At 72.3% G+C, this 25,411-nt stretch carries 19 protein-coding genes and 2 pseudogenes; 11 read left to right on the top strand and 10 right to left on the bottom strand.

Annotation, left to right across the window (positions count from 1 at the left end; translation table 11 throughout):
- Window positions 1–14: 14 nt before the first annotated feature.
- Both AB0761_RS34535 and AB0761_RS34530 read left to right on the top strand, forming a co-directional pair.
- Entirely contained in the window at window positions 15–488 is a 474-nt protein-coding gene (locus tag AB0761_RS34535) for a carboxymuconolactone decarboxylase family protein (protein ID WP_377273200.1), read from the top strand.
- Window positions 489–1,162: 674 nt separating this feature from the next.
- A complete protein-coding gene (locus AB0761_RS34530; RefSeq protein WP_377273198.1) occupies window positions 1,163–1,990 on the top strand; it encodes an alpha/beta hydrolase in 828 nt (275 codons plus the stop codon).
- Between the two features lie 143 nt (window positions 1,991–2,133).
- Here AB0761_RS34530 and AB0761_RS34525 read toward each other — a convergent pair.
- Window positions 2,134–2,445, bottom strand: a pseudogene (locus AB0761_RS34525) (helix-turn-helix domain-containing protein); the annotation flags it as partial.
- Window positions 2,446–2,581: 136 nt separating this feature from the next.
- Complete coding sequence (locus AB0761_RS34520) at window positions 2,582–3,550, bottom strand: MerR family transcriptional regulator (protein WP_377274477.1); 969 nt, start codon at window positions 3,548–3,550, stop codon at window positions 2,582–2,584.
- Window positions 3,551–4,005: 455 nt separating this feature from the next.
- Here AB0761_RS34520 and AB0761_RS34515 point away from each other — a divergent pair, with 455 nt between their 5' ends.
- A complete protein-coding gene (locus AB0761_RS34515; protein WP_377273197.1) occupies window positions 4,006–4,785 on the top strand; it encodes a hypothetical protein in 780 nt (259 codons plus the stop codon).
- Window positions 4,786–5,086: 301 nt separating this feature from the next.
- On the opposite strand, the gene AB0761_RS34510 is transcribed toward AB0761_RS34515, so the two are convergent.
- The 5 genes and pseudogenes from AB0761_RS34510 to AB0761_RS34490 all read right to left on the bottom strand — a co-directional run bounded on the left by AB0761_RS34510 (window position 5,087) and on the right by AB0761_RS34490 (window position 11,167).
- Window positions 5,087–5,614: a GNAT family N-acetyltransferase gene (locus AB0761_RS34510; protein ID WP_377273196.1), complete on the bottom strand. Its 528-nt coding sequence runs from the start codon at window positions 5,612–5,614 to the stop codon at window positions 5,087–5,089.
- Window positions 5,615–6,105: 491 nt separating this feature from the next.
- Window positions 6,106–7,421, bottom strand: a pseudogene (locus tag AB0761_RS34505) (MFS transporter).
- Window positions 7,418–7,957: an ArsR/SmtB family transcription factor gene (locus AB0761_RS34500; protein ID WP_377273195.1), complete on the bottom strand. Its 540-nt coding sequence runs from the start codon at window positions 7,955–7,957 to the stop codon at window positions 7,418–7,420. The pseudogene AB0761_RS34505 and the gene AB0761_RS34500 overlap by 4 nt, the downstream one beginning before the upstream one ends.
- Before the next feature lie 130 nt (window positions 7,958–8,087).
- Window positions 8,088–10,481, bottom strand: a complete 2,394-nt coding sequence (locus AB0761_RS34495) for an FtsX-like permease family protein (RefSeq protein ID WP_377273194.1) — start codon at window positions 10,479–10,481, stop codon at window positions 8,088–8,090.
- The gene (locus AB0761_RS34490; protein WP_377273193.1) at window positions 10,478–11,167 is read right to left on the bottom strand and encodes an ABC transporter ATP-binding protein; all 690 of its coding nucleotides are present in this window, start codon (window positions 11,165–11,167) and stop codon (window positions 10,478–10,480) included. The genes AB0761_RS34495 and AB0761_RS34490 overlap by 4 nt, the downstream gene beginning before the upstream one ends.
- A gap of 201 nt (window positions 11,168–11,368) precedes the next feature.
- Here AB0761_RS34490 and AB0761_RS34485 point away from each other — a divergent pair, with 201 nt between their 5' ends.
- The 5 genes from AB0761_RS34485 to AB0761_RS34465 all read left to right on the top strand — a co-directional run bounded on the left by AB0761_RS34485 (window position 11,369) and on the right by AB0761_RS34465 (window position 15,912).
- A complete protein-coding gene (locus AB0761_RS34485) occupies window positions 11,369–12,484 on the top strand; it encodes a sensor histidine kinase (protein ID WP_377273192.1) in 1,116 nt (371 codons plus the stop codon).
- Window positions 12,481–12,660 carry a hypothetical protein gene (locus AB0761_RS34480; RefSeq protein ID WP_377273191.1) on the top strand — a complete coding sequence of 60 codons (180 nt, stop codon included), beginning with the start codon at window positions 12,481–12,483 and terminating at the stop codon, window positions 12,658–12,660. The genes AB0761_RS34485 and AB0761_RS34480 overlap by 4 nt, the downstream gene beginning before the upstream one ends.
- Window positions 12,657–13,346 (top strand): response regulator, encoded by a 690-nt coding sequence (locus AB0761_RS34475; protein WP_377273190.1) that lies wholly within the window; start codon window positions 12,657–12,659, stop codon window positions 13,344–13,346. Before AB0761_RS34480 ends, AB0761_RS34475 begins: the two co-directional genes overlap by 4 nt.
- A 332-nt stretch (window positions 13,347–13,678) precedes the next feature.
- Window positions 13,679–14,623: an RNA polymerase sigma factor SigJ gene (gene sigJ, locus AB0761_RS34470; RefSeq protein WP_377273189.1), complete on the top strand. Its 945-nt coding sequence runs from the start codon at window positions 13,679–13,681 to the stop codon at window positions 14,621–14,623.
- A 92-nt stretch (window positions 14,624–14,715) separates the two neighbouring features.
- The gene (locus AB0761_RS34465; protein WP_377273188.1) at window positions 14,716–15,912 is read left to right on the top strand and encodes an NAD(P)/FAD-dependent oxidoreductase; all 1,197 of its coding nucleotides are present in this window, start codon (window positions 14,716–14,718) and stop codon (window positions 15,910–15,912) included.
- Window positions 15,913–16,187: 275 nt separating this feature from the next.
- Here the strand turns inward: AB0761_RS34465 and AB0761_RS34460 are convergent, their stop codons facing one another.
- Both AB0761_RS34460 and AB0761_RS34455 read right to left on the bottom strand, forming a co-directional pair.
- Complete coding sequence (locus AB0761_RS34460; protein ID WP_377273187.1) at window positions 16,188–16,805, bottom strand: glycosyltransferase; 618 nt, start codon at window positions 16,803–16,805, stop codon at window positions 16,188–16,190.
- 32 nt (window positions 16,806–16,837) lie between these two features.
- Window positions 16,838–17,404, bottom strand: coding sequence for a glycosyltransferase (locus tag AB0761_RS34455; RefSeq protein ID WP_377273186.1), 567 nt, complete (start codon window positions 17,402–17,404; stop codon window positions 16,838–16,840).
- 98 nt (window positions 17,405–17,502) lie between these two features.
- Between AB0761_RS34455 and AB0761_RS34450 the strand changes: the two genes are divergently transcribed.
- Both AB0761_RS34450 and AB0761_RS34445 read left to right on the top strand, forming a co-directional pair.
- A complete protein-coding gene (locus AB0761_RS34450; RefSeq protein ID WP_377273185.1) occupies window positions 17,503–18,447 on the top strand; it encodes a MerR family transcriptional regulator in 945 nt (314 codons plus the stop codon).
- Between the two features lie 211 nt (window positions 18,448–18,658).
- Window positions 18,659–19,477 (top strand): SDR family oxidoreductase, encoded by an 819-nt coding sequence (locus AB0761_RS34445; RefSeq protein WP_377273184.1) that lies wholly within the window; start codon window positions 18,659–18,661, stop codon window positions 19,475–19,477.
- A gap of 109 nt (window positions 19,478–19,586) precedes the next feature.
- Here the strand turns inward: AB0761_RS34445 and AB0761_RS34440 are convergent, their stop codons facing one another.
- Window positions 19,587–20,747, bottom strand: a complete 1,161-nt coding sequence (locus AB0761_RS34440; RefSeq protein WP_377273183.1) for a helix-turn-helix domain-containing protein — start codon at window positions 20,745–20,747, stop codon at window positions 19,587–19,589.
- A gap of 312 nt (window positions 20,748–21,059) precedes the next feature.
- Between AB0761_RS34440 and AB0761_RS34435 the strand changes: the two genes are divergently transcribed.
- The gene (locus AB0761_RS34435) at window positions 21,060–25,217 is read left to right on the top strand and encodes a carboxypeptidase regulatory-like domain-containing protein (protein ID WP_377273182.1); all 4,158 of its coding nucleotides are present in this window, start codon (window positions 21,060–21,062) and stop codon (window positions 25,215–25,217) included.
- Window positions 25,218–25,411: the final 194 nt, after the last annotated feature.

The raw sequence follows: 25,411 nt of genomic DNA, 5'->3' as shown, positions 1-25,411 counted from the left end.
CAGAGGAGCAGCAGATGAACGCCGCGCCCACCACTCCCCGGATGAAGAACCCCGCCCTGGTCCTGCCCGACGCCATGAAGGGCATCCAGAACATCTACAAGGCCATGTACCAGGGCGGTGTCTCCCCGCAGATCCTGGAGCTGGTCCACCTGCGGGCCAGCCAGATCAACGGCTGCAGCGCCTGCGTCTTCGCCGGCGTCGCCGGCGCCAAGAAGCACGGCGAGACCGACGAACGCCTCCACGCCGTGGCCGCCTGGCACGAGGCACCGTTCTTCACCGACGAGGAACGCGCCGCCCTGGCCCTGACCGAAGCCGCCACCCGCATAGCCGACCGCTCCGGCAAAGCCGTCCCCGACGACGTCTGGAACAACGCCGCAGACCACTTCAACGAGCAGCAGCTCTCCGCCATCATCCTGATGATCGGCCTCACCAACTTCTTCAACCGCATCAACACCACCATCGAGGAGCCCGCCGGCACCGCCTGGTAACCCCCGCTGCGGTCAGGTCCCGAGGTGCACATCTGTGCCGGGCGGCGGTACTGGTGATCACTCCACCAGCACCGCCGCCCGGCCAGGTCGCACGTGGGACGGGCGCTGCCCGAACCCGTCAGCAGTCCGACTCCCGCGGGCAAGGCCCATTCCCCCTTCACCCGGCCGTCGTTCCCCGTGTAGTCGCCCGCTGTTCACCGCCGCCGCAGCGACAGCCATGCCGCACACCACGAGAAGCACAGCACAGCAGGGTCGCGCTGACCGATGGGCCGCTGACCCGTGAAAGCCACGTCCAGGGTGCCTACCGCGCTGCATTGTGGTGGGGTTGAAGCCGAGACGGCCAGGCTTGCGCTCGTCGACCGGCAAAGCCGCCGACCGAGGCGTACTCGGGTGCGGCGGTGCAGCTTGTCCCCTGGTCTCCGTCTTCGTCTGTGTCGTACGGCGCAGATGGAGACTCGGACTGGCGTCAGCGGTCCGAGTCACCTCGGAGGGCATGCTGCGCCGGTAGGGCAGATCACACCCGGATCCTCGCACAGGCGTCTACCGCTCAACTGCCCTTCCCACCGATCCAATCGCCGACTCGGCGAACCAATCCGGTCACAGCCAGCCAGGGCTCCCGGAGCCGGTCCGGCATCGGCATCGGCATCGGCATCGGCATCGGCCAGGATGGGGCCATGCCGACGCCCGCCGACCTCGTCACCCAACTCCGCGCCGCCGCCCGCGAGCGCCGCGCGACGCGCCCCCGCGGCCCCGAACTCGCCTCCGTGGAGGACCTCTCCGGTCCCGGCGGCCTGCGGCTGCGCCGCTACCGGCCCGCCGACGGCCTCCGCCCGCTGCTCGTGTTCCTGCACGGCGGCGGGTTCGTCTTCTGCGACCTCGACACCCATGACCGCACCTGCCGCCGCATCGCTCTCGCCTGCGACCTGGATGTCCTCGCCGTCGACTACCGCCTCGCCCCCGAACACCCCCACCCGGCCGCGGTCGCGGACGCAACCGCCGTCCTGCGCTGGGCCCGGCCCGCCGCCGTTGCGGGCGACAGCGCGGGCGGCCTCCTCGCCGCCGCGGCCTGCCTCGCGCTCCGCGACGAGGGCAGCCGGCTACCCGCCGTCCAAGCCCTGATCTGCCCCAACACCGACCTGACGCTCACCCGGCCGTCCATCGCGGAGAAAGGCACCGGCCACGGCCTGGACGCCGATGCGCTCGCCGTGTTCGTCGAGGCGTTCGTCCCGGACCCCGCCCACCGCTCCGCCGCCTCACCTCTGCACGCCGACGACCTGGCGGGCCTGCCGACGGCCCTGGTGGTCACCGCCGAGCACGACCCGCTGCGCGACGAGGGCGACGCCTATGCCCGCCGCCTCGCCCAGGCCGGTGTGACGGTCCGCCATCGCTGCGAACCCGGCCTCGAACACGGCTTCATCCAGGGCATGGACCTCACCGACCCCGCCGCCGCGGCCGCCCACGAGCGCATCTTCGCCGATCTGCGGGACCTCGTCGCCCGCTGACGCGCCGCAGACCGCACGTCCACTCGGGCAGCCCTCCCTTCAGGGCCGGCTGCTCGCAGCTCAGCCGCAGCTCGGGGATGGACAGAGCGACCCACCGCAGATCGGACGGGTTGCCGGAGCGCGTCCTCGGTGAGCCGGCGGCGCACGGTGGCGGCCGAGACGGGGCCTGGGATGCTGCGGGCACCCGGTTCGGCGGCAGTTCCGGGCGCGGCGAGTAGGACGGCGGGGTGTCGGTCTCGGCGGGTGGGTGACCGGGCGACCGTCTTGGCCCGGGCGATCTGCAGCGCGTTGAACGTGGGTGGGCGGCCGGTGCGCTTGCGATCCGTCAGGCCGGCAAGGCCGTGCTCGGCGAACCGGCCTCGCCAGGTCCGCTCGTGTCCGGATGAAGGCCGGTCTCCCGGGCGGCCGCGTGCGGGAATGGCCGCGTGCCGCAGAGAGCAGAACTGAGCACGCATACGGGCCTGGTGGGGAGTTCCGTGTCAGCGGGCGGTCTTCTTCAGCCGGCGCCTCTGTGGAGCGGTCGGTGCGATCGTGCAGGCGACGGCAACGGGCAAGCCAGAAGGCCAATCAAGCGGTGCGAGTGGACGCCGGTCAGTGTTGCCCGAGGGGTTGGGGGTCGCCTTCTGCGTCGAGTGCGTCGGCCAGCCAGGCATACAGAGCGGCGCGAGGTGACGGCGGCTGCTGGCCCTGCATGATTGCCAGCAGTCGACGGTAACGCTCCAGGCGCTCGTCGATGCCGGCGTCCAGGTGGGCCCTGAGGCGGTCACGGACGGCCTTTCGACGCCCAGGGCCGGGATTGCCGAGCAGGCGATCGACGACCTGGACTGCTCGAGGTGAGTCGGGCGCGACGCCCTCGCGCATCGCCGCGCCGATGGTGCGGTCGAGGTTCTGGGCGAACAGGCGATGCCTGTTCCGCTCCGAGTTCTGCCCCGCGCGGCCGGTCTCCGGCTGACCGCCGGTGCTCTGCTCCATGGCTCGGCGCGCCACCTGCTGGAATTCCGGATCCTGCATCATCTCGGTCAGTTCCAGCCAGGCGTCCAGCTGGTCCTGGGTCGGGGCGTCCGGCAGCCGGTGGCCGCCGCCACGCAACCGGTCCCGCAGCTGGGGCTCGGCATCCAGGCCCTCGCAGATGTGGGCTGCGAAGTCGTCGATGATCTGCTGCCGCTCCTGTGCCGACAACCGTGCCATACGGTTCAGACGATCCATGTGTCCCGGCTCCTCTCGATCTCCTGCGGCGATGGCGGACAGCACCGCGCGGCGCAGCCGTAGCGTGGCGATCTGGGCATCAAGCGCCGCGACATGGATCGCGGCCACCTCGGCCACCGTGCTCTCGCGGTTCAGTACGCTCCGGACCTCGGCATGGCTGAGACCGAGCTCGCGAAGGGTGGCCACCAGCTCCAGCCGGGCCAGTGCGGCCGGGTCATAGAGGCGGTGTCCGCCCGCGCTGCGCGTGGCCTCGGGTACCACCCCGGTCTCCGACCAGTACCGGATGGTCCGCACCGGAAGTCCGGTCCGGCGGGCGAGGTCACCGATGGTCAGCAGCGGGCCAGCTGCTTGCATGCCGTCCATGGCTCAGAGTCTGCGACCTCCAGCCGCTGGAGGTGCAAGACCGTTCACCATCGGAAGCGTGGACCCGACCGGCACAGTCCCTGAAGAGCACGCGGATCCGAGCCACGCACGACGCAGGTGGGAGTCAATCCCCGAAGGACGTCCGGCCCCGGCCACTGAGATCCAGGGCCTGCCGGCCTTACCGGCGGGGCCGTCGGCGAGGAACAGCAACCGCCCCTGCTCGGGCTCCGGTTCGCCGAGGGAACAGCACCCTGAGCAGCCCGGGTGGGCTTTCTTCGTCGCCTCGCCCGCGGAGATCGGCAGTGACCGAACCCACCACGGCCTCCCATGCCGACAGCCCTGCAGACGGCGGGTGTCTCCGGCACGGGGACCTGGCGGTACGAGCGTCCTGCCCCTGGCCCTACAGTGAGCGGCCCCGACCGGCGTCGCGCCAAGGAAGGCCACCCATGACCCGCACTGCCCGCCCGATACTCCGCATCGCCGCGCTCGCCTCCGGCGTCGCGCTCGGTGCGGCCGGCTGTACCAGCGGCGGCAGCCACGCCGACGGCACCCCGGCCTCGGCCCCCGTCAGCGCCTCCGCCACCGCCTCGGCCACGGTGTCGGCCCCCGCGTCGACTGCCGCCGCCCAGCCCGCGGCGCCGCTGACCGCGGCCCAGCTGGAGGGTGCGGCGCTGTCCGCGGCGGACATCCCGGCCGGTTTCAGCGTGTCCGCCGCCAGCTCGGACGAGGCGTTCTTCGCGAGCGCGTCGGACACCGCCAAGCCCGCCTCCTGCCAGCCGATCGCGGACATGGGCGCCGACGACGGCGCCATCAGGCCGACGGCGACGGCCGACAACAACTATCTGCAGTCCGCCCGGGCAGCCGACCTGGTGTTCGGCCGCATCGCCGCCTACCGGGCGGGCGACGCCGAGAAGGCTCTGGCCGACCTGCGGACGGCTCTCAAGTCCTGCACCTCCTACCGGAGCACGACCAAATCCGACGGAACCGTGACTGCCGTGACGACCCGCGCCCTGCCGGCTCCGTCCCTCGGCGACGCTGCGGTCGCCTTCGAGTTGACCGGTACCAGCGGCGGCAAGGCCATGGTCATCCGGATGACCGAGATCCGCGTCGGCTCGTCCCTGGTCCTCTTCGCCGGACTCAGGGTGCACGGCACCGGGGCCGCCGACATCCCGGCTGCGCTGATGGCCCAGCAGGTCGACAACCTCAAGGCCGCCGCCTCCAGCTGAGTCGGCGCGGACGGTGGTCGGTCCTGCGGTGGTAGTCGTGGCCGTCCTGGACCGGCTCGCCGCCGAACCAGGCCGCTCCCGCCCTCACGACGAGGGCGGGGAGCGGTCGTTCACTCTCCGGCGAGCTGGATGAAGGACCCGGCCACCGCACCCACCGCTGCGGCGGTGGCGGACGCCGTCCGGACGCGGCGCTCCGGGGCCGCGACGCGGGTCTCGGCCTGGGCGAGCGGCCCCCGATCTCCACGGTCGCCTTCACCGTCACCGCGGTCACCGCAGTCACCGTGCCGGTGTGGCCTTCTGGTCAGTCGCCGAGGATCCGCTCCCACAGCAGCCCGTCCCGCCAGCTCCCGTCGAGAAGGATCGAGGAGTGCGCGACGCCGTAAGCGCTGAACCCGTTGCGTCGCAGCACCCGCTGCGACGGCAGATTCTCCAGATTGGTGGACGCCTCGGCTCGGTGCAGCCCGAGTTCGTCCGTCATCACCCGGAGCGCAAGCCCGACGGCGTGCCCGGCGTGCCCTTGATTCTGGGCGACGCCGGCGATCCAGTATCCGATGGTGCCGCGGCGCAGGTGCGGCTGCGGCAGGATGCCTCCGATGGTGACCTGCCCGATCACCTGGTCGTCGGCGAGCACCACGCCCGGCCAGACCGCGCCGGCCCGGTATCGGGCCAGCAATCTGTCGATCCGCTCCGCCTGGCCCTCCGGGGTGAAGAAGCCGGCCGGCTGGGCCGGTTCCCACCGCCGGAAAGCCTCGACGTCTCGCGCCCGATGCGCGGCGATCGGGGCGGCGTCGGCGGGCTCGATCAGGCGGATCCTGGTGCTGCTGCTCATGGGCTGATCCTCGTCGCGGTGCGTCGGATGAGACAGCCAGCCTATGCAGACAGGCACGGGCACCCGCCCGGGGCTCAACCCGGCCGCACCGCCCCGCAATCCGGGCCATGGCCTGGTCGAACATCTCTCGCCGACGGGCAGGTTGTACGCCGCGGCCCGCGCCACCGCACGATCTTCAGGAGTCCGCACAACCCCCGGTGATCACGCGGTGGCCGTCCCCTTCTCACTGATCGTTTCGCTGAGGTCGGCGGAAGGATCGCCGGGCAGCCCTGCCTACGGTCCGGCTCGTGCCGGTGGAGTTCTGACTGATAAAGGCCGAGGCGTACGGAACGTTCACCGAGGTGCCGACGCGCCCGGAGCTGGAGCGGTTCTTCCTCCTCGCCGATGACAACCGTGATCTGATCGCCCTGCGTCGTACGGACGCGCACCGCCTGGGCACGGTGGTGGGCACCCGGCGCTCCGGGGCCGAGGCGAGGAACGCCGAGCTGGGCTCAGGACTGGCTCAACGACCTCGCGGAGTCCTCCATGGCACCCTCCTGAACGGGAGCCCGGGATTCCGGGTGATCTGGATCAACGGCCGGGGCGGCGGCACGGAGCGCCGCCTCAATCCGGCGGTTGGTGGTCATGGTCGACGTGACGGCGGTCATGGTGAGGAGGAGGCCGGCGGCGGTGTAGAGCGGGGTGCGTACGTCGTAGGTGGTGGCCAGCCAGCCGCCGAGGAAGGCGCCGAACGGGGCGGCGCACATCGCGAGCATGCGGGAGGTGGAGGCGACCCGGCCCATCAGGTGGGCGGGGACGATCGTCTGTCGGAGGGAGGGGCCGAGCACCATCGTGGCACCCATGCCGCTCCGCAGACGGCGAGCGCGAGGCCGGCGACGTACGGGTTCGGGGCGGCGGCGAGGCCCAGGATGGCGAGTCCCTCGACTGCGGCCGTGCAGGTCAGCGCGGTTCCGGTACCGAGTCGTCGGCCGAGGGAGGAGGCGATGCCCGCGCCGAGCAGACCGCCGGTGGCCTCCGCCGTGAGGAGCAGGCCGAAGCCGAAGGTGTCGATGCCGAGTCGATCGTGCGCGAAGAGGGCGAGTACGGTCTCCACGGCGAGGAAGGCGATGTTCCCGACCGCCGGACGCAGTGCGAGCCCGAGCAGCAACTGATCCCGGAATACGTACGAGGCGCCGGCCCGCGCCTGCCGCAGCAGCGACTCACGGGCCTGCGGTACGGGCCGGGGCGCGGCAGGCAGCGCGTGTACGAGCAGTGCGGAGAGCGCGAACGAGACCGCGTCGGCGAGCAGCGGAACCGCCCGCCCGAGCGCGAGCAGGGCACTGCCCGCGGGCGGCCCGGCGAAGCCTGACGCGGCGGTCTGGGTGCCGCGCAGGCGGGAGTTGGCTCGCTCCAGGAGCGCGGGGTCGCGGCCGAGCAGATCCGGTAGATAGGCCGTGGCGGCCGTGTCGAAGAAGAGTCCGCCGAGGCCGAGGAGGAAGGCGACGGCCGCGAGCAGTGGAATGCTCAAGCCGTCGAGCGCGGCCGCTGCCGCCGGTATCGCGAGCAGCACTGCACGCGCCGCGTCCGTGACCCACATCGTGCGCCGGCGGTCCCAGCGGTCCACCAGCGCACCGCCGAGCACCCCGAAGAGCAGCCACGGCAGCGTTCCGGCGGCTGTGACGACGGCGAGCGCCATCGGATCCCGCGTCAAGGTCAACGCGAGCAGCGGCAACGCGGCATGTGTCACCCCGTCACCGAGCGAGGACACCGTCTGCGCGGTCCACAGCCGCCCGAACCCGGTCGGCAGCTTCGATACGTCCGAGGTCACTTGGCCTCCCCTTCGGCCTGCTCGCGCGGTGCCGGGTGGAACAGTGCGAAGACGAGTGACGCGTCCGGCAGCGACGGATCGGACAGCTCCCGGTACTCGTCCGCCAGCGCCTCCAGCCGCGCCCCCAGCTCCGCGAACTGCTCCCCGGTGAGCCGCAGATGCGCCATCCGTACGTGCCGCTCGCCGTCGACCGGCGCTGCCTCCAGGTCGGCCACCGCATGCCGCATCAGCACATCCGGGCCTCCCGAGCCCGGATCCGGCAGCACGATCGACCGCGCGGCCATTGCGTAGTACCGCTCGGTGACGCCCCGGACCTTCCGCGTTCGTACCACCTTCACCAGGCCGGCTCGTTCGAGCAGTCGTACGTGGTAGCTGGAACTCCCCTTCGCAAGGCCCACTCGCTCGGCGATCTGCGTAATCGTCGCGGGCTCGAAGCGGAGCACGGCCATGATCCGGTGACGCGTGAGATTGGAAACGGCGCGCAGCTGCTCGTCAGTGGTGACGTGGAACGTCTCGGGAGGATCATCGGTCGGCATGCGCTCAATGGTCAACGATTCTTGACCATTGAGCAAGGGGTTTCGCTCAGGCTTCCGGAATGGGCCGCCGCCCGCGGTACCTGCCTGGCGGCCACGCCCGCACCGCGGGCACGGCCGCCAGGCCGAGCCGTCACTCGGTCCGCAACGCCGTGGCGGTGCGGGCCCCCGCCGCCCAGCCGGCCGGCAGCATCGCCCCACCCGCCGCGATGACCAGCCCGCCCAGGGCGAGCAGGGCCAGCTGCGGGGCGTGGTAGACCGCGATGTCGGCGCCGGGGATGCGCGCACCCACGGCGTTGCCCATCTGCGGCGTGATCCAGTGGTGGAGTGCGACGCCGAGCGGGACTCCGGCGATCCCGGCGACCAGGCCGATGCCCGCGGCCGACGTCAGCACCATGCCCATGGTCTGCCGCGGCGTCATGCCCAGTGCCTTGAACACCCCCAGGTCATGGATGCGTTCACGGGTGTCGAGCACGACCGTGTTGAGCACGCCCAGGCCTGCGACCACCACCAGCATCAGCGTGAGCGTGCCGATCAGCGCCTCCATGACGAGGATCACGCTGGAGCCGGGGCCCGAACCGCCGGGCCTCGCGTCGGCGCCCAGCGGATGCAGGGCGGCGTTCAGCGCGCTGAGATAGCGCCCCCGGTCGGTACCGGGCCTGAGCTCGACGTTGAACGTGTCCGGCTGCATCCCTGGCGACAGTCGGGTGAGCGTGGAGATGTCCGTCAGCACGTCCATCCCGCCGTCATGCAGGTCGAAGGCCTCGCCGGTGATCCGTACCCGGATGCTGCGCCCCTGGTAGGCGAGGGTGACGGTGTCGCCGACCCGTGCCCCGGCGGCCTCCAGGAACCGGGTGGGGACCACCGCCTCGCCGGGACCGCTGAACCACCGGCCCTGGGTCATCCGGAAGGCGCCCCAGGAGGAGTCGCCCTGGTACCCGATCACCTGAACGGCAGCGCTGATGCCCGCGACGGACATCCCCCGGCCGGTCGTGCCGTAGAACGCCCCGGTACCCGGCTGCGCCCGCAGCGCCGCAGCGACCTTGGCCGGATCGGCCTGCGGTGCCACCCCGCCGTCGGCGCCGGCATGCACCCGGACGACCCCGGGGCCGATGTGCATCCCGGTCGAGACCATGACGTCCCCGGCCGTGTCCCGGCTGCGGTCGTGCTGGATGCCCACCAGCGAGGAGCCGAGCCCCACGCCGAAGGTGACCGCTACCGCCCCGAAGACCACTGCGGCGGCAACCGTGGCGGTCCGTGCGGGGCGGGCGAACGGACCGGCGAGGCCGAGGCTCACCGGGCGCGGCAGCGGCAGTCGGCCGAGCAACCCCGCCATGCGGCGTCCATGCCTGGTTTCGGCGGCCCGGCCGACGCTGAGCACCTCGGCGGTACGCAGCCGCCCGGCCCGGAGCGCGGGGCCGAACGAGGCGGCCGCGACCAGCGCCAGCGCGACCGCCGGAACCGCGACGTCGACCCAGACCGGGATCACCAGCCTGCCCGTGCCATAGGTGCCGGCGACCTCGCCCATCATCGGGACCGACAGCAGATTGCCGAGGCCCACGCCGAGCACGGTGCCGACCGTCGACGGGATCAGCGCCTGCTCCGTGTAGGCCAGCACCACCTGCGCCGGGGTGAAGCCCAGGGACTTGAGGACGCCGATACGCCGGGTCGCAGCGCTGACCGCACCGCCCACCACGATCGAGATGATCAGCACCGACATGACCAGGCCCAGGACGGCGAAGGCGACCACGAAGGGGATGAACGCCCCAGTGTTGCCGTCGGCCTCCTCCTTCACGCTCAGGTACGAGCGCGCCCCGGTCAGCGCGCCGGACGGCACCGCCGCCGCGATCCCGGCCCGGTCGGCAGCGACCTGGCTGCTGGTGGCCGCCTGCCGGAAGCGGTACAGCATCTCGTACCCGGCCGGAGTCCCCGGCGGTGTGAGCGCCGCGAGCTGGCCGGGCGTGACCCAGCCGTCGGCACTCCCGCCGACCGACCTGGCCCAGCCGACCACGGTCAGCACCGGGCTGCCCGGCAGGCCGCGGACCTGCACGCGACTGCCGAGGCCGACGCCCGGCGGGTACTCGGCGGCGGTGTCCAGCACCACCTGGCCGGGACCGGTGACCCAGTGGCCCTGGACGACACCGATCGCGTCCACCGCGCCGGCGGGCCGGTCACGGCCGGCCAGGGTCAGCGGCGGCACCGCGTCGTCGGGCAGGCCGGCCATGTCCGCACCCGCGGTCATCCGCACCGTTGTCACCGGGAACGGCCCGGCTGCGGCGGTCACTCCGGGAGTGCGCCCGGTGGCGGAGAGCTGCCCGGCCGTCACCTTCGAGCCGTCGAACTGCACGGTCAGCTGTGCCCCGTGCTGTCGGGAGAAGGCATGGTCGAAGGGAGCCTGGGACGCCACGGCCAGTCCGGTCGCCAGCACCGCGGCGGCGACCGCGACGGTCACCGTGAGCAGCAACACCACGGTCTGCAGCCGTCGCCGGGCGATACCGCCCCGGACCACCCGGCCCAGTGCGCTCATCGTGCCACCGCCTGAGAGTCCCTGACGATGTGTCCGTCGACCAGCTCGATGGTGCGGCTCGCGCAGGACTCGGCGAGGGCCAGGTCGTGGGTGACCAGCAGGATGGTCTGGCCGTCACGGTTGAGGCCGGTCAGCAGTTCCCGGACGTCCTCACCGCTCGCGGTGTCCAGCGCTCCCGTCGGCTCGTCGGCGAGCAGCAGCGCCGGGCGGTTGACCAGCGCCCGCGCAACGGCGACCCGCTGCCGCTCGCCGCCGGACAGCCGGCCGGGGTAGGCCCGGGCGTGGCGGTCGACGCCCAGGTACTCCAACAGCTCCGCAGCCCTGGCGCGGGCCTCGGCACGGTCCATCCCGACCAGTTGGGCGGGCAGCAGCACATTGTCGGCGACGGTCAGGTCGTCCAGCAGATTGAAGAACTGGAAGACCATGCCGATCTTCGCGCGCCGGTACTTCGCCGACCCGGACTCGCTCAGCTCGTCGATGCGCAGCCCGTCGACGGTGACCGTCCCGCTGCTCGGCCGGTCCAGTCCCGCGACCAGGTTGAGCAGCGTGGACTTCCCGCTGCCCGAGGGGCCGAGCACGGCGACCGCCTCACCGGCCGCCACGGTCAGTGTCAGGTCGGCCAGGGCCGGCGGTCCGCCGTCGTACCTCTTGCTCGCGGCGCGGATGTCGATGACAGGAGCGGGCACGGTGTCCTCCACGGATCGGGAAAGCCTGCGGCCCGCACGCTAGGCCGGGCGGGGCCGCCGGCACGTCGGCCGCGGTGAGCAGATCGGCTACCGTGTCCGGACCACGCCCGCGCGCGTCATCCCAGCGATGTACGCCGAGGATGTACGGGTCCACCCTGCGGGGCCGATGTGCGCGCGCTCGCGCGTTGCCACACTGGGCCGGTGGACCGGGAATGGATGAAGCGTCGCTGGCAGGCCGGTACGGCGGGGTTGCTGCGCGCGACCGAGCCGCCGCCGCCCCTGTCGCGCTGGGCGTGGACCGCCGACGCGGTCCTCGCCCTGTTGCTCGCGGCGGGGATGCTGGCCGCGGCGGGCCACGGCTCCGGGCCGATGGACGTGGCGCCCCTGCCGCTGCCGCCGGCGCCCGCGTTCCCCATGCCCCAAGCACCGCCGGACCCGGGGGCGGTACCGGCCTCGCAGTCCGCGCAAGTGGTGCTGGCCTTGCTGGTGGGCCTGCCACTGGCCGTGCGCCGCCGCTGGCCGCTGGCCGCGTACGGGACCGTTCTCGCGGCGGGGCTGCTCTTCCACCGCTCCCCCAGCTCGGACGCCGCGACCGTCTCCTCATTCATCGCCTGCGTCATCGCCGCCTACAGCGCAGCGATGTACAGCCGCTACCGGAACCTGGCGATGGCGGGCGCCATCGCGGGAGCCCTGCTGATCGGCATCGCACACGGCTCCAACGTGCCCGGGGTCAGACCGGGTTACGTCCCCCTGCTCATGCTGATCCCGATCGGCCTGGCGGCGAACACCATGCACAGCTGGAAGCAGCGGATGCGCGGGCTGCAGGAGCAGCAGGAAGCCGCCACACGGCAGGCGGTGGACCGCGAGCGCTCCCGGATGGCCCGCGAGTTGCACGATGTGATCACCCACAATGTGAGCGTGATGACGATCCAGGCCGGCGCCGCCCGCATGATGCTGGAGAAGTCCCCGGAACAGGCCCGCGAGGCGCTGCTCGCGGTCGAGGCCGGGGGCCGGGCGGCGATGGCCGAACTGCGGCACACCATGGGCCTGCTGACCATGGCCGCCGACGGCTCCGACCCGGTGGACGCGATGGAGCTGGCCCCGCAACCGGGCCTGGGGCAGCTCGAGGCGCTGGCGGGGCGGGTGCGGAAGACCGGTGTGCCGGTCGAGTTGGCGGTCACCGGCACCCCCGTACCGCTGCCGGCCGGGGTGGACCTGGCCGCGTACCGGGTGGTGCAGGAGGCACTGACCAACGCGGTGAAGCACGCCGCCGGTGCCCGGGTGCGGACACCGTCGCGCACACGCCCGGCACGGTGAGCGTCGAGGTGTCCGACACCGGCGGCACTGCCACCCCGGCGGCCGGCACCGGCAACGGGCGCGGACTGATCGGCCTGCGCGAACGCCTCGCGGTGTACGGCGGTACGCTGCACGCCGGCAAGCGGCCCACGGGCGGCTACCGGGTGAGCGCCGTGATCCCCGTGGAGGAGACGTGACCGGGTCGCCGCGGGTGGTGATCGCCGACGACCAGGCACTGGTCCGGACCGGCTTCAGGCTGATCCTCGCCGCTGACGGCATCGAGGTGGTCGGTGAGGCCGCCGACGGCGAGGAAGCCGTCACCGCGGTCCGCCGCGCCCGCCCGGACGTGGTGCTGATGGACATCCGGATGCCGGGTACCGACGGCCTGGAGGCCACCCGCCGTATCCTCGCCACCGCCGCGCCCGAACCGCCGCGGATCATCATCCTCACCACCTACGACCTCGATCAGTATGTGTACGCCGCGCTGTCGGCGGGCGCCAGCGGATTCCTGCTCAAGGACGTCACACCCGAGCACCTGGTGGCTGCGGTCCGCCTGGTCCGCACCGGTGATGCGCTGCTCGCGCCCGTGATCACCCGCCGCCTGATCGAGCGGTTCGCACCCCGCGACAGCCGGGCCTCGGCCGTGCAGCGCGACCTCGCCGTCCTCACCCCTCGCGAGCGCGAGGTGCTCCAGCTGCTGGCCAGGGGCCTGAGCAACGCGGAACTCGCGGAACGCTTCCGGCTCAGCGAGGCCACGGTGAAGACGCATGTCGCCCGCATCCTGTCCAAGCTGCGGCTGCGCGACCGGGCGCAGGCGGTGGTGGTGGCGTACGAGACCGGCCTGATCACCCCGGGCTCGGCCGGACCCGCGGACAGCTGCTGACGCTGCGTCCGTCACCGTCACCGTCACCGTCACCGCCGCCGTCGCCGTCACCGCCGGATGCGCGTCAGGCGCCGCGGGCGTACCTGTGGAGAGTGCCCGTCGGTCCTCGCACAGCTTGACCTCTGCGCGGACAAGGCCGGTGGGCGCCCGTTCGGCCGGGCGGCGCGCGCCGAGGTCGATGACGGTTGCGAGGTGGCGGCAGAATGCCGGTGGCGGCGTGCGGGTACGTGATGCCGCCGACGGACCTGATGTTCACGGGCGTCCGCGGTGACACCGCGGCCGATCTCAGCCGGCACCCACCACCAGGAGTCAGCCCGCTTAGGATCGGGGCCATGCCCCTGACGATGAACGACGTGGAGCGGTTCGAGGCGTTCAGGCCCCGCCTGGAGGCCATCGCCTACCGCCTCCTCGGCTCCGCGAGCGAGGCCGAGGACGCCGCGCAGGAGACGTTCCTGCGCTGGCAGGCCACCGACGTCGAGCGTGTCGAGGTCCCCGAGGCCTGGCTGACGAAGGTCCTCACCAATCTGTGCCTCAACCAGCTCGGTTCGGCCCGCGCGCGGCGCGAGACCTATGTGGGGCATTGGCTTCCCGAGCCGCTTGTCGCCGGCGATCCGATGCTCGGCCCGGCCGACACCGCCGAACAGCGCGAATCAGTGTCGTACGCGGTCCTCACGCTCATGGAGCGCCTCTCCCCCAATGAGCGGGCGGTGTACGTGCTGCGCGAGGCCTTCGACTACCCGCACCGGGAGATCGCCGCGATCCTCGACATCACCGAGGCAGCCAGCCAGCAGATCTTCCACCGCGCCAAGAAGCACATCGCGGACGGCAAGGCCCGCACCGAGATCGACGAGGCCGCCGCCCGGCGGATCGTCGAGGAGTTCCTCGCGGCCGCCACCAGCGGCCGGACCGAGCCGCTCGTGCGGCTGCTCACCCAGGACGCCATCGCCATCGGTGACGGCGGCGGCAAGGTCCCGGCCCGCGCCAAGGCGGTCGAGGGCGCCCTCGCGGTCGCGAAGTTCATGCGGGGCCTGTTCAAACCCAGCGCGGCCAAGCGCGCCATCGCCGGTGGCTCACCCGGGATCTACATCACCACCGCCAACGGCGGTCCCGCTGTCGTGGCGGTGGTCGACGGCGTGGTCGTCGGCGTCATGTGCCTGGAGATCACCGCCGACGGCATCGCCGTATTCCACAACCAGGTCAACCCGGACAAGCTCGAGCGCGCGACCGCGCGATGGGCAGCCGCCGACCATGGGGAGCCCCTGCTCAGCGCCTTCTGACCCGATGTGGGGTGCATCACATCGCCCTCCTGTCAGGAAACGGCGGGCCGCCCGGTTCAAGTGGCGAACCCGCGCGAGACAGGAGATAGGAAATGCAGCACCGCATCGTCGTCCTCGGAGCCGGATACACCGGAGCCTTCGCCGCCGGGCGCCTCGCCAAGCGGCTGCACCGCGAGGATGTCGCCATCACCCTCGTCAACGCCGAGCAGGACTTCGTCGAGCGCGTCCGGATGCACCAGCTTGCGGCCGGCCAGGACCTCAAGGCCCGGCCCTTCAGTGAGATGTTCGCGGGCACCGGCGTCGAACTGAGGCTCGCGAAGGTCACCGGCGTCGACGTCGACCACCGGACCGTCGCCGTCATCGGTGCCGAGGGCCCCGAGGAGCTGGAGTACGACACTCTCGTGTACGCCCTCGGCAGCGGCTGGAACAGCCAGGGCGTCCCCGGCACCGCCGAGCACGCCTACGAGATCGCCAGTCGCCCGGGAGCGCTCCGGCTGCGCGAGCGTCTGGCGGGCCTGGACGCCGGACAGCCCGTGGTCGTCGTCGGCGGCGGCCTCACCGGTGTGGAGGCGGCGACCGAGATCGCCGAAGCCCGCCCGGACCTGGATGTCGCGCTCGCCGCCCGCGGCGGCCTCGGCGACTGGCTGGCGCCCAAGGGCCGCCGGCACCTGCGGAAGGTCTTCGACAAGCTCGGCATCACCGTGCACGAGAACACCGCCGTCACCGGCGTCGAGGCCGATCACGTCGCCACCGCCGACGGGGGGACCGTCCCGGCCGCGGTGACGGTGTGGACCACCGGCTTCGCCGTCCACTCGATCGCGGAGGCCACCGCTCTGGAGGTCGCCGGCACAGGCCAGATCGTGGTCGACGGGACCATGCGGTCGGTCTCCCACCCGGATGTGTACGCCATCGGCGACGCGGCCATGGTGACCGGTCCGGGCGACAAGCCGCTGCGGATGTCCTGCGCCTCGGGCTCCCCCACCGCATGGCAGGCCGCCGACGCCATCGCGGCGCGCCTGACCGGCGGGAAGCTCCCGAATGTGCCGATCCGCTACTTCAACCAGTGCATCTCCTTGGGCCGCAAGGAAGGCGTGATCCAGTACGTCACCGCGGACGACCGCGCCGTCCGGGCAGCCCTGACCGGGCGGGTCGCCGCCGTCTACAAGGAGCTGATCTGCAAAGGCGCGGCCTGGAGCGTGGCCAACCCGACGTTCGGGATGCCGATCCGGCGCCGCCGCGTCGCAGGCGAGCAGGCCCTGCGAGGCGCGGTCGTCAGGACGCCGGCCTGATCCGCACAGCTATGTGGGCACCCATGTAGCTGTCCCACCGCGGCCCGCAGGACGGTGTTCGGCAGGCCGCCCCGCCCCTGGCGATGTCCGCCACGCTCGCCCGGCACGGGGGTGGCCGTGCCGGGCATCGTGGACCAGCCTGCCTCCGTGGGCGCCCTCCCGTCGGACGTCGCTCGCACAACAAGTCCGGCATGCCGGACGAGCGGGCCCGCCTGCGGGCCCGGGCGAGGGAAGCGGGGCGCCGGACGCGCGCCGCCGCGAAGGCGGCCGCGGTTTCATCCGCCGGACGCGAGGCCGATGCGGGCCAGTACCGTGGCGGTGCCGTCCTCTGTGGCGATGTGACGCGCGAGTTCGACCGCTCGATGCCGGTGGGCCGGATCGGTCATGCAGGCGGTGATCACCTCGGCGAGGGCTTCGGCGGTGAGCTCGTGGAACGGCAGTGGCCGCGGGGCGACTCCGAGCCGGTGCAGCCGGGCCGCCCAGAACGGCTGGTCGGCCATGACAGGTACCGGCACGGTGGGCACCCCCGCGCGCAGTCCGGCCGCGGTGGTGCCCGCCCCGGCGTGGTGGACGACGGCGGCTGTGCGAGGGAACAGCCAGTCGTGGGGGAGGTCACCGATCGCCAGGACGTCATCGCCGCCCGCGCTCAGGCCGGCCCACCCCGCCTGCACCACCGCGCGCACCCCCGCCCGAGCCGCTGCCGCCGCCACCAGCTCGCCCAGGCGTTCCCCCTGGCCCGGTGCCATGCTGCCGAACCCGATGAACACCGGGGGCGGACCGGCCTGGAGGAAGTCGACCAGCTCGGCCGGCGGCCGCCAACCTCGCGGCCGGGCAGGCCACCAGTAACCCGTCACCTCGACCTCGGACGGCCAGTCCGCCGGGCGCGGTATCACCCGTGGACTGAAGCCGTGGAAGACCGGCCGAATCACTCCTGCCTGCGCCGTCCCCACGGCGGCGGGCAGCCCGAGTCGGGCGCGCAGCCGCGCCAGAACCCCTTCCTGGAGCGTTCCGGCCTGCGCCAGCAGCGCCCGGCCCGCAGCAAGTTGCCGTCCGGCCCCTGGTCGTCGGCGCCCGGCACGCCGGGCAGCGGGAATTCCCTCGTGGCAATGGCCGGCGCGAGGTAGGTACCCATGACGGGAACGCCGAACGCCTCCCCGGCCGCCAGGCTGAGTGATGCGGGGCCGAACGCGGTGAGCACCAGGTCGGTGCCGTCCGCCACGGCTGCCACCACCCCGTCTGCCAGCCGGTCCAGGAACGCCGAGGTCAGCGCCTGCGCCTCCGCCGGTGACGTCGCCACAGCGCGGGCACGGATCAACTCCTGCGGATCCCCTGGCAAAGGCCGGTGGTCGAGGCCGCACCCGGCGACGAGTCCGGCGAAGGGCGGATGCGCGGCCACCGCGACCTGGTGCCCGGCGTCCAGCAGACGCTGCCCCAGGCCTGTGAACGGTGCGACGTCCCCGCGCGAACCGGCGGTGACGATCAGAATCCGCATGTGATGATCCTCCTCGGCGAGTGCCGCCCCGGGCGCGCCGGAAGGCGGCGGTCGCCGTGGACGCTAACGGCTCCTGCGCAGTGGAGGTTCAACCAACTGTGACGCACGACACACAGGGAGAGAACACGGTGGGCATCGGCGAGCTGGCCGCGCGCACGGGGCTGCCGGTGAAGACCATCCGCTACTACTCCGACATCGGGCTGCTGCCCGAGAGCGGGCGCAGCCGAGGCGGCCACCGCAGGTACGCCGCGGACGCGCTGTCCCGGCTGCGACTGATCCAGCGCCTCCGCGCGCTCGACACCCCGATCGCCGCGATCGCCGCGGTGATGACGGGGGAACACTCCCTGGCCGATCTCGTCACCCGCGAACTGGACACCGCCCAGGCACACCTACGTGAGCTGACGTGGCGCCAGGGGATCCTGCAGGCCCTGGACAACTGCCCCGAGCCGGAACGACTTCGCCGCCTCGCACTGCTCGCCGAGGTGGGCAGGCTCGACGAGGCCCACGACCGCCTGGTCCGTTACTGGCACTGGGCGCTCCCGGCCGGCTTGCCGCACCGCTTGACCCGGGCCGTCATCGAAGGCGCGGTGCCCCTACCACCAGCCACCCCGACCAGCTCGACCGTGCTCGCCTACGCCGAACTCCACGCCCTGACCAGCGGAGACAACCGGCGCCGCCAACCGCAGAGCCACCAGGTCGGCGACGTCGCGTCGTTCTACTCCGGCATCATGGACGCCTGCACACTGGCCGCCGAGTCCCTGGCCTCCGGCTGCCCGGCCCGACGCGCCGAGGCCCTCGACCACTTCGTACGCACCTACGCCCGCATCGGCGGCCACGACGACACCCCGGCGTTCCGTGCACACCTCCGCACCCGGTTCCGCCAGGCAGCGCAACGCGGTTCGTTCCCGTTGCACTACTGGCGGCACGCCGTCGCTGTCACCTGCGAGACCCGGCCTCAATCCACCGCCACCGGCCAGGGACACCTCGCCGCTTCCCTCGCCACCCTGCACCAGCAGGTCGCCGGCCTCCCCCTGGCCGCGTAGCACCGGGCCGACAACGACGACACCCCGGTCCGCCTCGCCGACGAGGCCGGCGGAACCTGAAGCCGCTGCACCCTGCGGTGGCTCGAGTCGCGCGTCAGCGCTGCACGTCGATGTGCGCCCCGCGAATACGCCCCGCGCGCCGCTGTGGACGCACTCCGGCTCTGCCACCATCGGCGCACAGCAATCCACTGAGGCTGATCAGGGGGGACGTATGGCACGGCGATGGTTGGTCACCGGGTGCTCTTCGGGGTTGGGGCGCGCGCTGGCTGCTGCGGCGGCACGGTCGGGGGACCTGGTGGTGGCCTCTGCGCGCAGGCCGGCCGATGTCGAGGAGTTGGCGCTCGCGTATCCGGACCGGGTGACGACGGTGGCTCTGGACGTGTGCGACCCGGCGCAGTGCGAGGCCGCGGTGGCCCACGCGGTCGACTGCTTCGGCGGGGTGGACGTCCTGGTGAACAACGCCGGGACCGGGCTGTTCGGCACGGTGGAGGAGGTTTCCGACGAGGAACTGCGGGCGCAGCTGGATCTCCTGGCCGTGGCCCCATGGCGGCTGGCCAGGCTGGTTCTTCCGCTGATGCGGCAGCAGGGCGCGGGGCACATCATCAATGTGTCGTCACTTGCCGGCCGGATGGCGTTGCCGGGTCTGTCCGCCTATGTGGCGGGCAAGTACGCCCTTGAGGGGATGAGCCAGGCCTTGGCCGTTGAGGTCGCGTCGTTCGGGGTGCGGGTCACCGTGGTCGAGCCCGGTCAGTTCGCCACGCGCTACGGTGCGGCCCTGGCTGAGACTGCCGTGCGCATCCCGGCCTACACGGCTGTCACCGAGCCCGTGCGGGCGGGCCTGCGCGACACCGAGGACAATCCGTCCCTGGGTCTGCCCGAGGTGTTCGCCTCCCATGTCCTGCGGCTCGTCGCCGCCGGTGACACGCCCATGCGTCTGCCCATCGGTGAGGACGCCTATGCCTTCCTGGAGGCGGTCGAGAAGGCCAACCACCGCGAGCTCGAAGCGGCCAGGGCCTTCGTCCTGGGCTGAACCGCCGCACCAAGAACGCCGCACGCAGAACGCCGCCCGGAGGAGGCCGCCCGGCCCGCATCTCAGCGGATCGGGTGGCCTCCGGGGACGGCCGCCGGGCGCAGGACGGTCAGACGGAGCATGTGCAACCCCCCGGACTCCGAGCGTGCCGTGACGGTTCGGCGCCGTCCGGGGCCTGATCAGCGACTGTGTGCCCGTTCCGGCATCTCGCACGGGGTGCGTCCTGGTCCAGCCAGCCCGACACGGCGATGTGCCAGCCGAGTTGGAAACGGGTCGCCGCGCCGACCGATTCCATCAGGTGGTGCAGTCGCCGCTGGACCGTGCGGTGGCTCACGTCGAGTTGGCGGGCGATGGCCGCGTCGGTGAGTCCGATGTGGAGCAGCGCGACGATCTTCCGGTCGATCGGGTCGAGCTGCCCGGAGCTGGGACTCCTCTCGGCCGCCGTCTGATCAAGGCCGTCGGCACGCAGCTGCCAGCCCATGTCGAAGTAGAGCTCGAACATCGAGATCAGGCTGGAGAGCAGGCCGCTGCGGTGCACCACCAGCGCCACCGGCTCCCCCGCCTCGTCCCGTTCGCGGTCGAGCGGCAGCACGGCGACGTCGTCGTCGGCGATCAGGAGCTTGGTGGGCACCTTGTCGGTGACGGAGATCTGCTGCCCCTGCGCTGCTGCCTCCGTGAGCGAGCGGGCGGACGCGGGGTCCTCCAGCCAGGCGCGTTCCACGACGGTGCGTATGGTCAGGCCCCGGCGCATCATGTCGTGTTCGACCTCGTCCAGGTTGTCCTGGTGGGAGATGACGGTCGCTGCCCGCATGGCCGGGATCATCCCGCGGACCTCGCTCCGTGCCTCGCGCTGCATCGCGACCAGCCAGCGCCGGATCGCGGACGCTCCGGACAGCAGCTCGACGGGTGCTTCGGAGGTACGGGACTGTGCGGCGCGGTGGAGTTCGGCGAGCTCTGTGACGTGGTGCTCGACGCGGTAGAGGGCGGCGCGCCGGGACTCCAGCAGCGGCCCCAGCGCGAGCACGGGAGGCGAAGCGCGGTACCGCACGCCGTCTTCGTGTCGCTCGGCTCCGGCCAGTCCGCGGTCGACGAGGACGGCCAGGATGCGCGCGGCCTCCTCGGCGTTCCCGGCGGGCGGGGCCAGGGCCTCGGGATCGCTGTCGGGGCGTTCGATGAGGCGGCGGTAGACGGCGTCCTGCTCGGCGTCGAGTCCGAGCAGGGTCAACAGGGGCGCCTCATCCGTCTCGGGTTGCGGGGACGGCTCGGCCACGGGCCCAACTCCTCCTGTCCGCCGTGCTGTGGGGCGCCCACCGTAGCGGAGTGCGCGGCGGTGTGTCGCTACCGCCTCGGGCACCGGCGCACCTGCGGCGGAGGGGGTCGGAGCGTGATCCGTCCGCCGATCCGTCACACCGTCGTCTGACGTATTTGCGTCTGGACGTAAATACGTCATCGGATTCTCCTTGCCGGTCCTGCACTTTCGGCAAAAACATTGTCAGCGAACTGACGCGTTCGCTGTCGACCAGAGAGACACGCAACCGGTCGACTCCGGCGCCACACGCATGGGAGTCACACATTGCGAACGTTGAGGCTGTTCAGACCAGGAGCGGGGCGAACCCCCGCACGCCTGGCCGTCGTTGCCTCCGCCGTCATCGCGGTCGTGGGCGGGGGGCTGCCCCTCGCCGCGACCGCTGACGCGCAGTCGTCCAGCGCAGCACCACAGACCGTCAAACCCTCCGTCGAGCAGGTGTGCAGCACTCCCAAGCCCGGTGACTTCGCGTGCTTCGCGCTGCGCCGCGCCGACGTCACCGAGGCCAAGGGGGTGCAGCCGGCCGCGGCGACACCCAGCGGGTGGGGCGCCTCGGACCTGCAGAGCGCCTACAACCTGCCCGCCGGCGGCGGCGCGGGGCGGACCGTCGCCATCGTCGACGCCTTCGACGACCCGACCGCGGAGGCCGACCTGGCCGTCTACCGCACCCAGTACGGCCTGCCCGCGTGCACCACCGCCAACGGCTGCCTCCGCAAGGTCGACCAGCGCGGCGGCACCGCCTACCCGGGGGCCGACGGGGACTGGTCCGGGGAGATCTCCCTCGACCTGGACATGGTCTCGGCGGCCGCACCCGCCGCCCACATCCTGCTGGTCGAGGCGGACAGCGCGGGCTTCGAGGACATGGCCGCCGCGGTCGACGAGGCGGTCGCGCTGGGTGCCCAGTACGTCTCCAACTCCTACGGCAGCGGGTACACCAGCACGCCGGGCAGCGGTGAGGACCCCTCCGAGGTCACCGACCTCGACGCGCACTACAACCACCCGGGCGTCGCGATGGTCGCCTCCTCCGGGGACAGCGCCTACGGCGTCTCCTACCCGGCGGCTTCGCAGTATGTGACCGCCGTCGGCGGCACCGCGCTGAAGAAGGACACCAGCACCGCGCGCGGTTGGTCGGAGTCGGTGTGGCACAACAGCATCGGCGGCCCGGGTTCCGGGTGCTCGGTGTACGAGCCCAAGCCGGCCTTTCAGGGCGACACCGGCTGTGCCATGCGGTCGGTCACGGACGTCTCGGCGGTCGCCGACCCCATGACCGGTGTCGCGGTGTACCAGAGCTTCGGTGGCAGCGGCTGGGCAGAGTACGGCGGCACCAGCGCCTCCTCGCCGATCATCGCGGGTGTGTACGCGGCGGCCGGCTCCCCCACCGCGGGCAGCTACCCCAACGCGTACCCCTACCGCAACCCCTCCGCCCTCAACGATGTGACCAGCGGCTCCAACGGCTCCTGCTCCCCTGCCTATCTGTGCACCGCCGGGACCGGCTACGACGGCCCGACCGGGCTGGGCACCCCCAACGGCCTGGCGGCCTTCCGCAGCGGCCCACACGGGGAAATCAGCGGCACCGTCACAGATTCCGCCGGGGTGCCGCTTCCCGGGGCCGCCATCACGGCAGGCGACTTCCGGACCACCACGGACGCCCAGGGTCACTACTCGCTCACCGTGGCGCCCGGTACCTACGACGTGACCGCCTCCGCCTACGGCTACGCCGACAGGAGGGTCACCGGGGTTGTCGTCGACGACGGCGGCTCGGTCACCGAGAGCTTCGCGCTGGACGGGGTGGCCAGCCAGACCATCACCGGCAAAGTCACCGACGGCTCCGGCCACGGCTGGCCGCTCTACGCGTCGGTCGCCGTCGAGGGCGAGCCCGGCGCGCCGGTCTTCACCGACCCGTACACCGGCAGCTACGAGCTCCAGCTCCCCCAGGGCAAGAGCTACACGCTGCACATCGTCGCGCGGTACCCCGGCTACCAGGCGGTGAGCAAGGATGTCACCGTCGGAGCCTCGGCCCAGACCGTGAACTTCGCCGTCCCGGTCGACGCTGATGCGGGCACCGCCGTCGGCTACAAGCTGGAGCGCACCGGGACCACCGAGACCTTCGACTCCACGACCTCCGCTCCGGAGGGCTGGAGCGTGGTCAACGCCGACGGCACCGTCGGTGGCTGGGACTTCTCCGACCCCCGCAAGCGCAACAACCACACCGGGGGCAGCGGGGCCTTCGCCATGGTCGACAGCGACTCCTACGGTTCCAACAAGCACCAGGACAGCCTGCTGATCAGCCCGGTCTACGACTTCAGCGGCTACTCGGCGCCCGAGATCGCTTTCGACACCGAGTTCCGCAGCCACGTCGGGCAGACCGCCAGCGTGGACATCACCACCGACGGCGGCACCACCTGGACCTCCGTGTGGACGGCCACCACCACTCTGACCGGGCCGTCCCATGTGGCGATCCCGCTCACCAGTTACGCCGGTGCCTCCACTGTCCAGCTGCGGTTCCACTTCACGGCCACCTGGGGCTGGTGGTGGCAGGTGGACGATGTCCACGTCGGGGACCGGATCTACCTCCCGGTGACCGGAGCTCTGGTGGCGGGCACCGTCACCGACGCCAACACCGGTGACGGCGTCGTCGGAGCAACCGTCACCAACACCGACGCGCCCGCGCAGTCGGCGGTGACCGCCGCTACCCCGGACGACCCGGCGCTCGGCGACGGCTTCTACTGGGTGTTCTCCGACACCGTCGGCGCACACCCCTTCACCGCGGCGAAGAGCAAGTACACCTCCGGCAGCAGGAACGTGCGGGTGGCGGCCGACAGCACCACCCAGGCCGACTACAAGCTCAAGGCCGGTCAGTTCACCTTCACGCCGGCGGCGGTCGACAAGACCCTGGCCTGGGGCGCCACCGGCACCCAGAAGCTGACCGTGAAGAACACCGGAGGAGCCCCCGCCACCCTCGACCTCAGCGAGGCGACCGGCGGCTTCCAGATCCAGGCCGCCCAGGGCGCACCGCTCCAGCTGGTCAAGGGCGACTACTCGCCGCTGCAGCCCGGCAAGTCCGGCACCGGCGCGGCGGCCGCACCCGCGGCGGCCGGCGACGCCTGGCAGCCGGTGGCGGACCTGCCGGTGCACCTCCAGGACAACGCGGTCGCCACGGACGGGGGCAAGCTCTACTCCGCCTTCGGCTACACGGGCAGCGCGGACAGCAAGGCGCTGTACGTCTACGACCCCGCTTCGGGTGCGTGGTCCCAGCTTGCCTCGTCGGGCGATACCCGTGACGGGGCGGCCGCGGGCTTCATCGACGGCAAGTTCTACGCCGCCGGCGGCTGGGGTCCAACCGGCGCGCCCGACACCAAGCTGGAGATCTACGACCCGGCGTCCGACAGCTGGACCACCGGCGCCTACGCCCCCAAGGCGTACGCCGGCGCGGGCCACGCGGTCCTGAACGGCAAGCTGTACATGGTCGGCGGCTGCACCGCCTCCACCTGCGGCACCAGGGACGCCTTCGCCTACGACCCCTCCACTGACAGCTGGTCCGCGATCGCCTCCTACCCCGAGGCCGTCTCCTGGAGCGCCTGCGGTGCGATCCGCGGCGTGCTCTACTGCGCGGGCGGCACGGGCGCTGCCGGCGCCACGAAGCACGCCTACGCCTACGACTCCGACTCCGACAGTTGGTCGCCCATCGCCGACCTGCCGACCGACATCTGGGGTTCGGCCTACACCGCCGCCAACGGACTGCTGCTGACCAGCGGCGGCGTCGTCAACGGGGGCAGCGCCATCACCAACCAGAGCTTCGCCTTCGACCCGTCGGCCGGCACCTGGAGCGCGCTGCCCAACGCGAACGCCGCGCAGTACCGCGGCGGCGGGGCCTCGGGTTTCTACCGCGTCGGCGGCAACCCCGGCGGGCCCGACCCGCTCGGCACCGTCGAGGTGCTCCCCGGGTACGGCCAGGCAGCCGCGGACGTGACCTGGCTGTCCCTGGGAACGCAGCAGGCCACCCTCGCCCCCGGCGCCAGCACCACCGTGGTGGTCAGCCTGGACGCCTCGGCCGCCGAGGTCACCCAGCCCGGCGCGTACACCGCGAAGCTGGCCGTGGGCACCGACACCCCCTACATCACCTCCCCGATCCCGGTGACGATGCACGTCAACCCGCCGAGGACCTGGGGCAAGTACGCGGGTACGGTCCTCGGCTCCGACGGCAAGGGCGGCACCGCACCGCTCGCCGGCGCCACCGTCCAGATCGACAGCTGGGCATCGAGCTACACCCTCAAGACCGGCAAGGACGGCGGCTACGCCCTCTGGCTCGACGTCCGCAACAACCCGCTCACCATCATCGTCGCCAAGGACGGCTACCAGCCCACCACCACCACGGTGAAGATCGTTAAGGGGGCGACGACCACCGGCAACTTCACCCTCAAGAAGGCAAGCTGAGCACACCGCACCACACCACCACCACCCGTGCGGGCCGGTCCACGGACCGGCCCGCACGGCCGTCGTTCACCGACTCGACAGAGCGCCTTGCGGGGCGGCGCAGAGCAGCCAGTATCGCTGGAGCAGGTGCAGCGGGTTGTCCCGGGACCGGGGAATGGACGGCGGGCGGCCCGTCGGCTCCGGCGAACTGACGG

Source organism: Peterkaempfera podocarpi (assembly GCF_042466665.1).
Classification (GTDB): Bacteria; Actinomycetota; Actinomycetes; order Streptomycetales; family Streptomycetaceae; genus Peterkaempfera; species Peterkaempfera podocarpi.
Note: the sequence above shows the minus strand (reverse complement) of the source record. Positions and strands in the feature narration are given on the sequence as shown.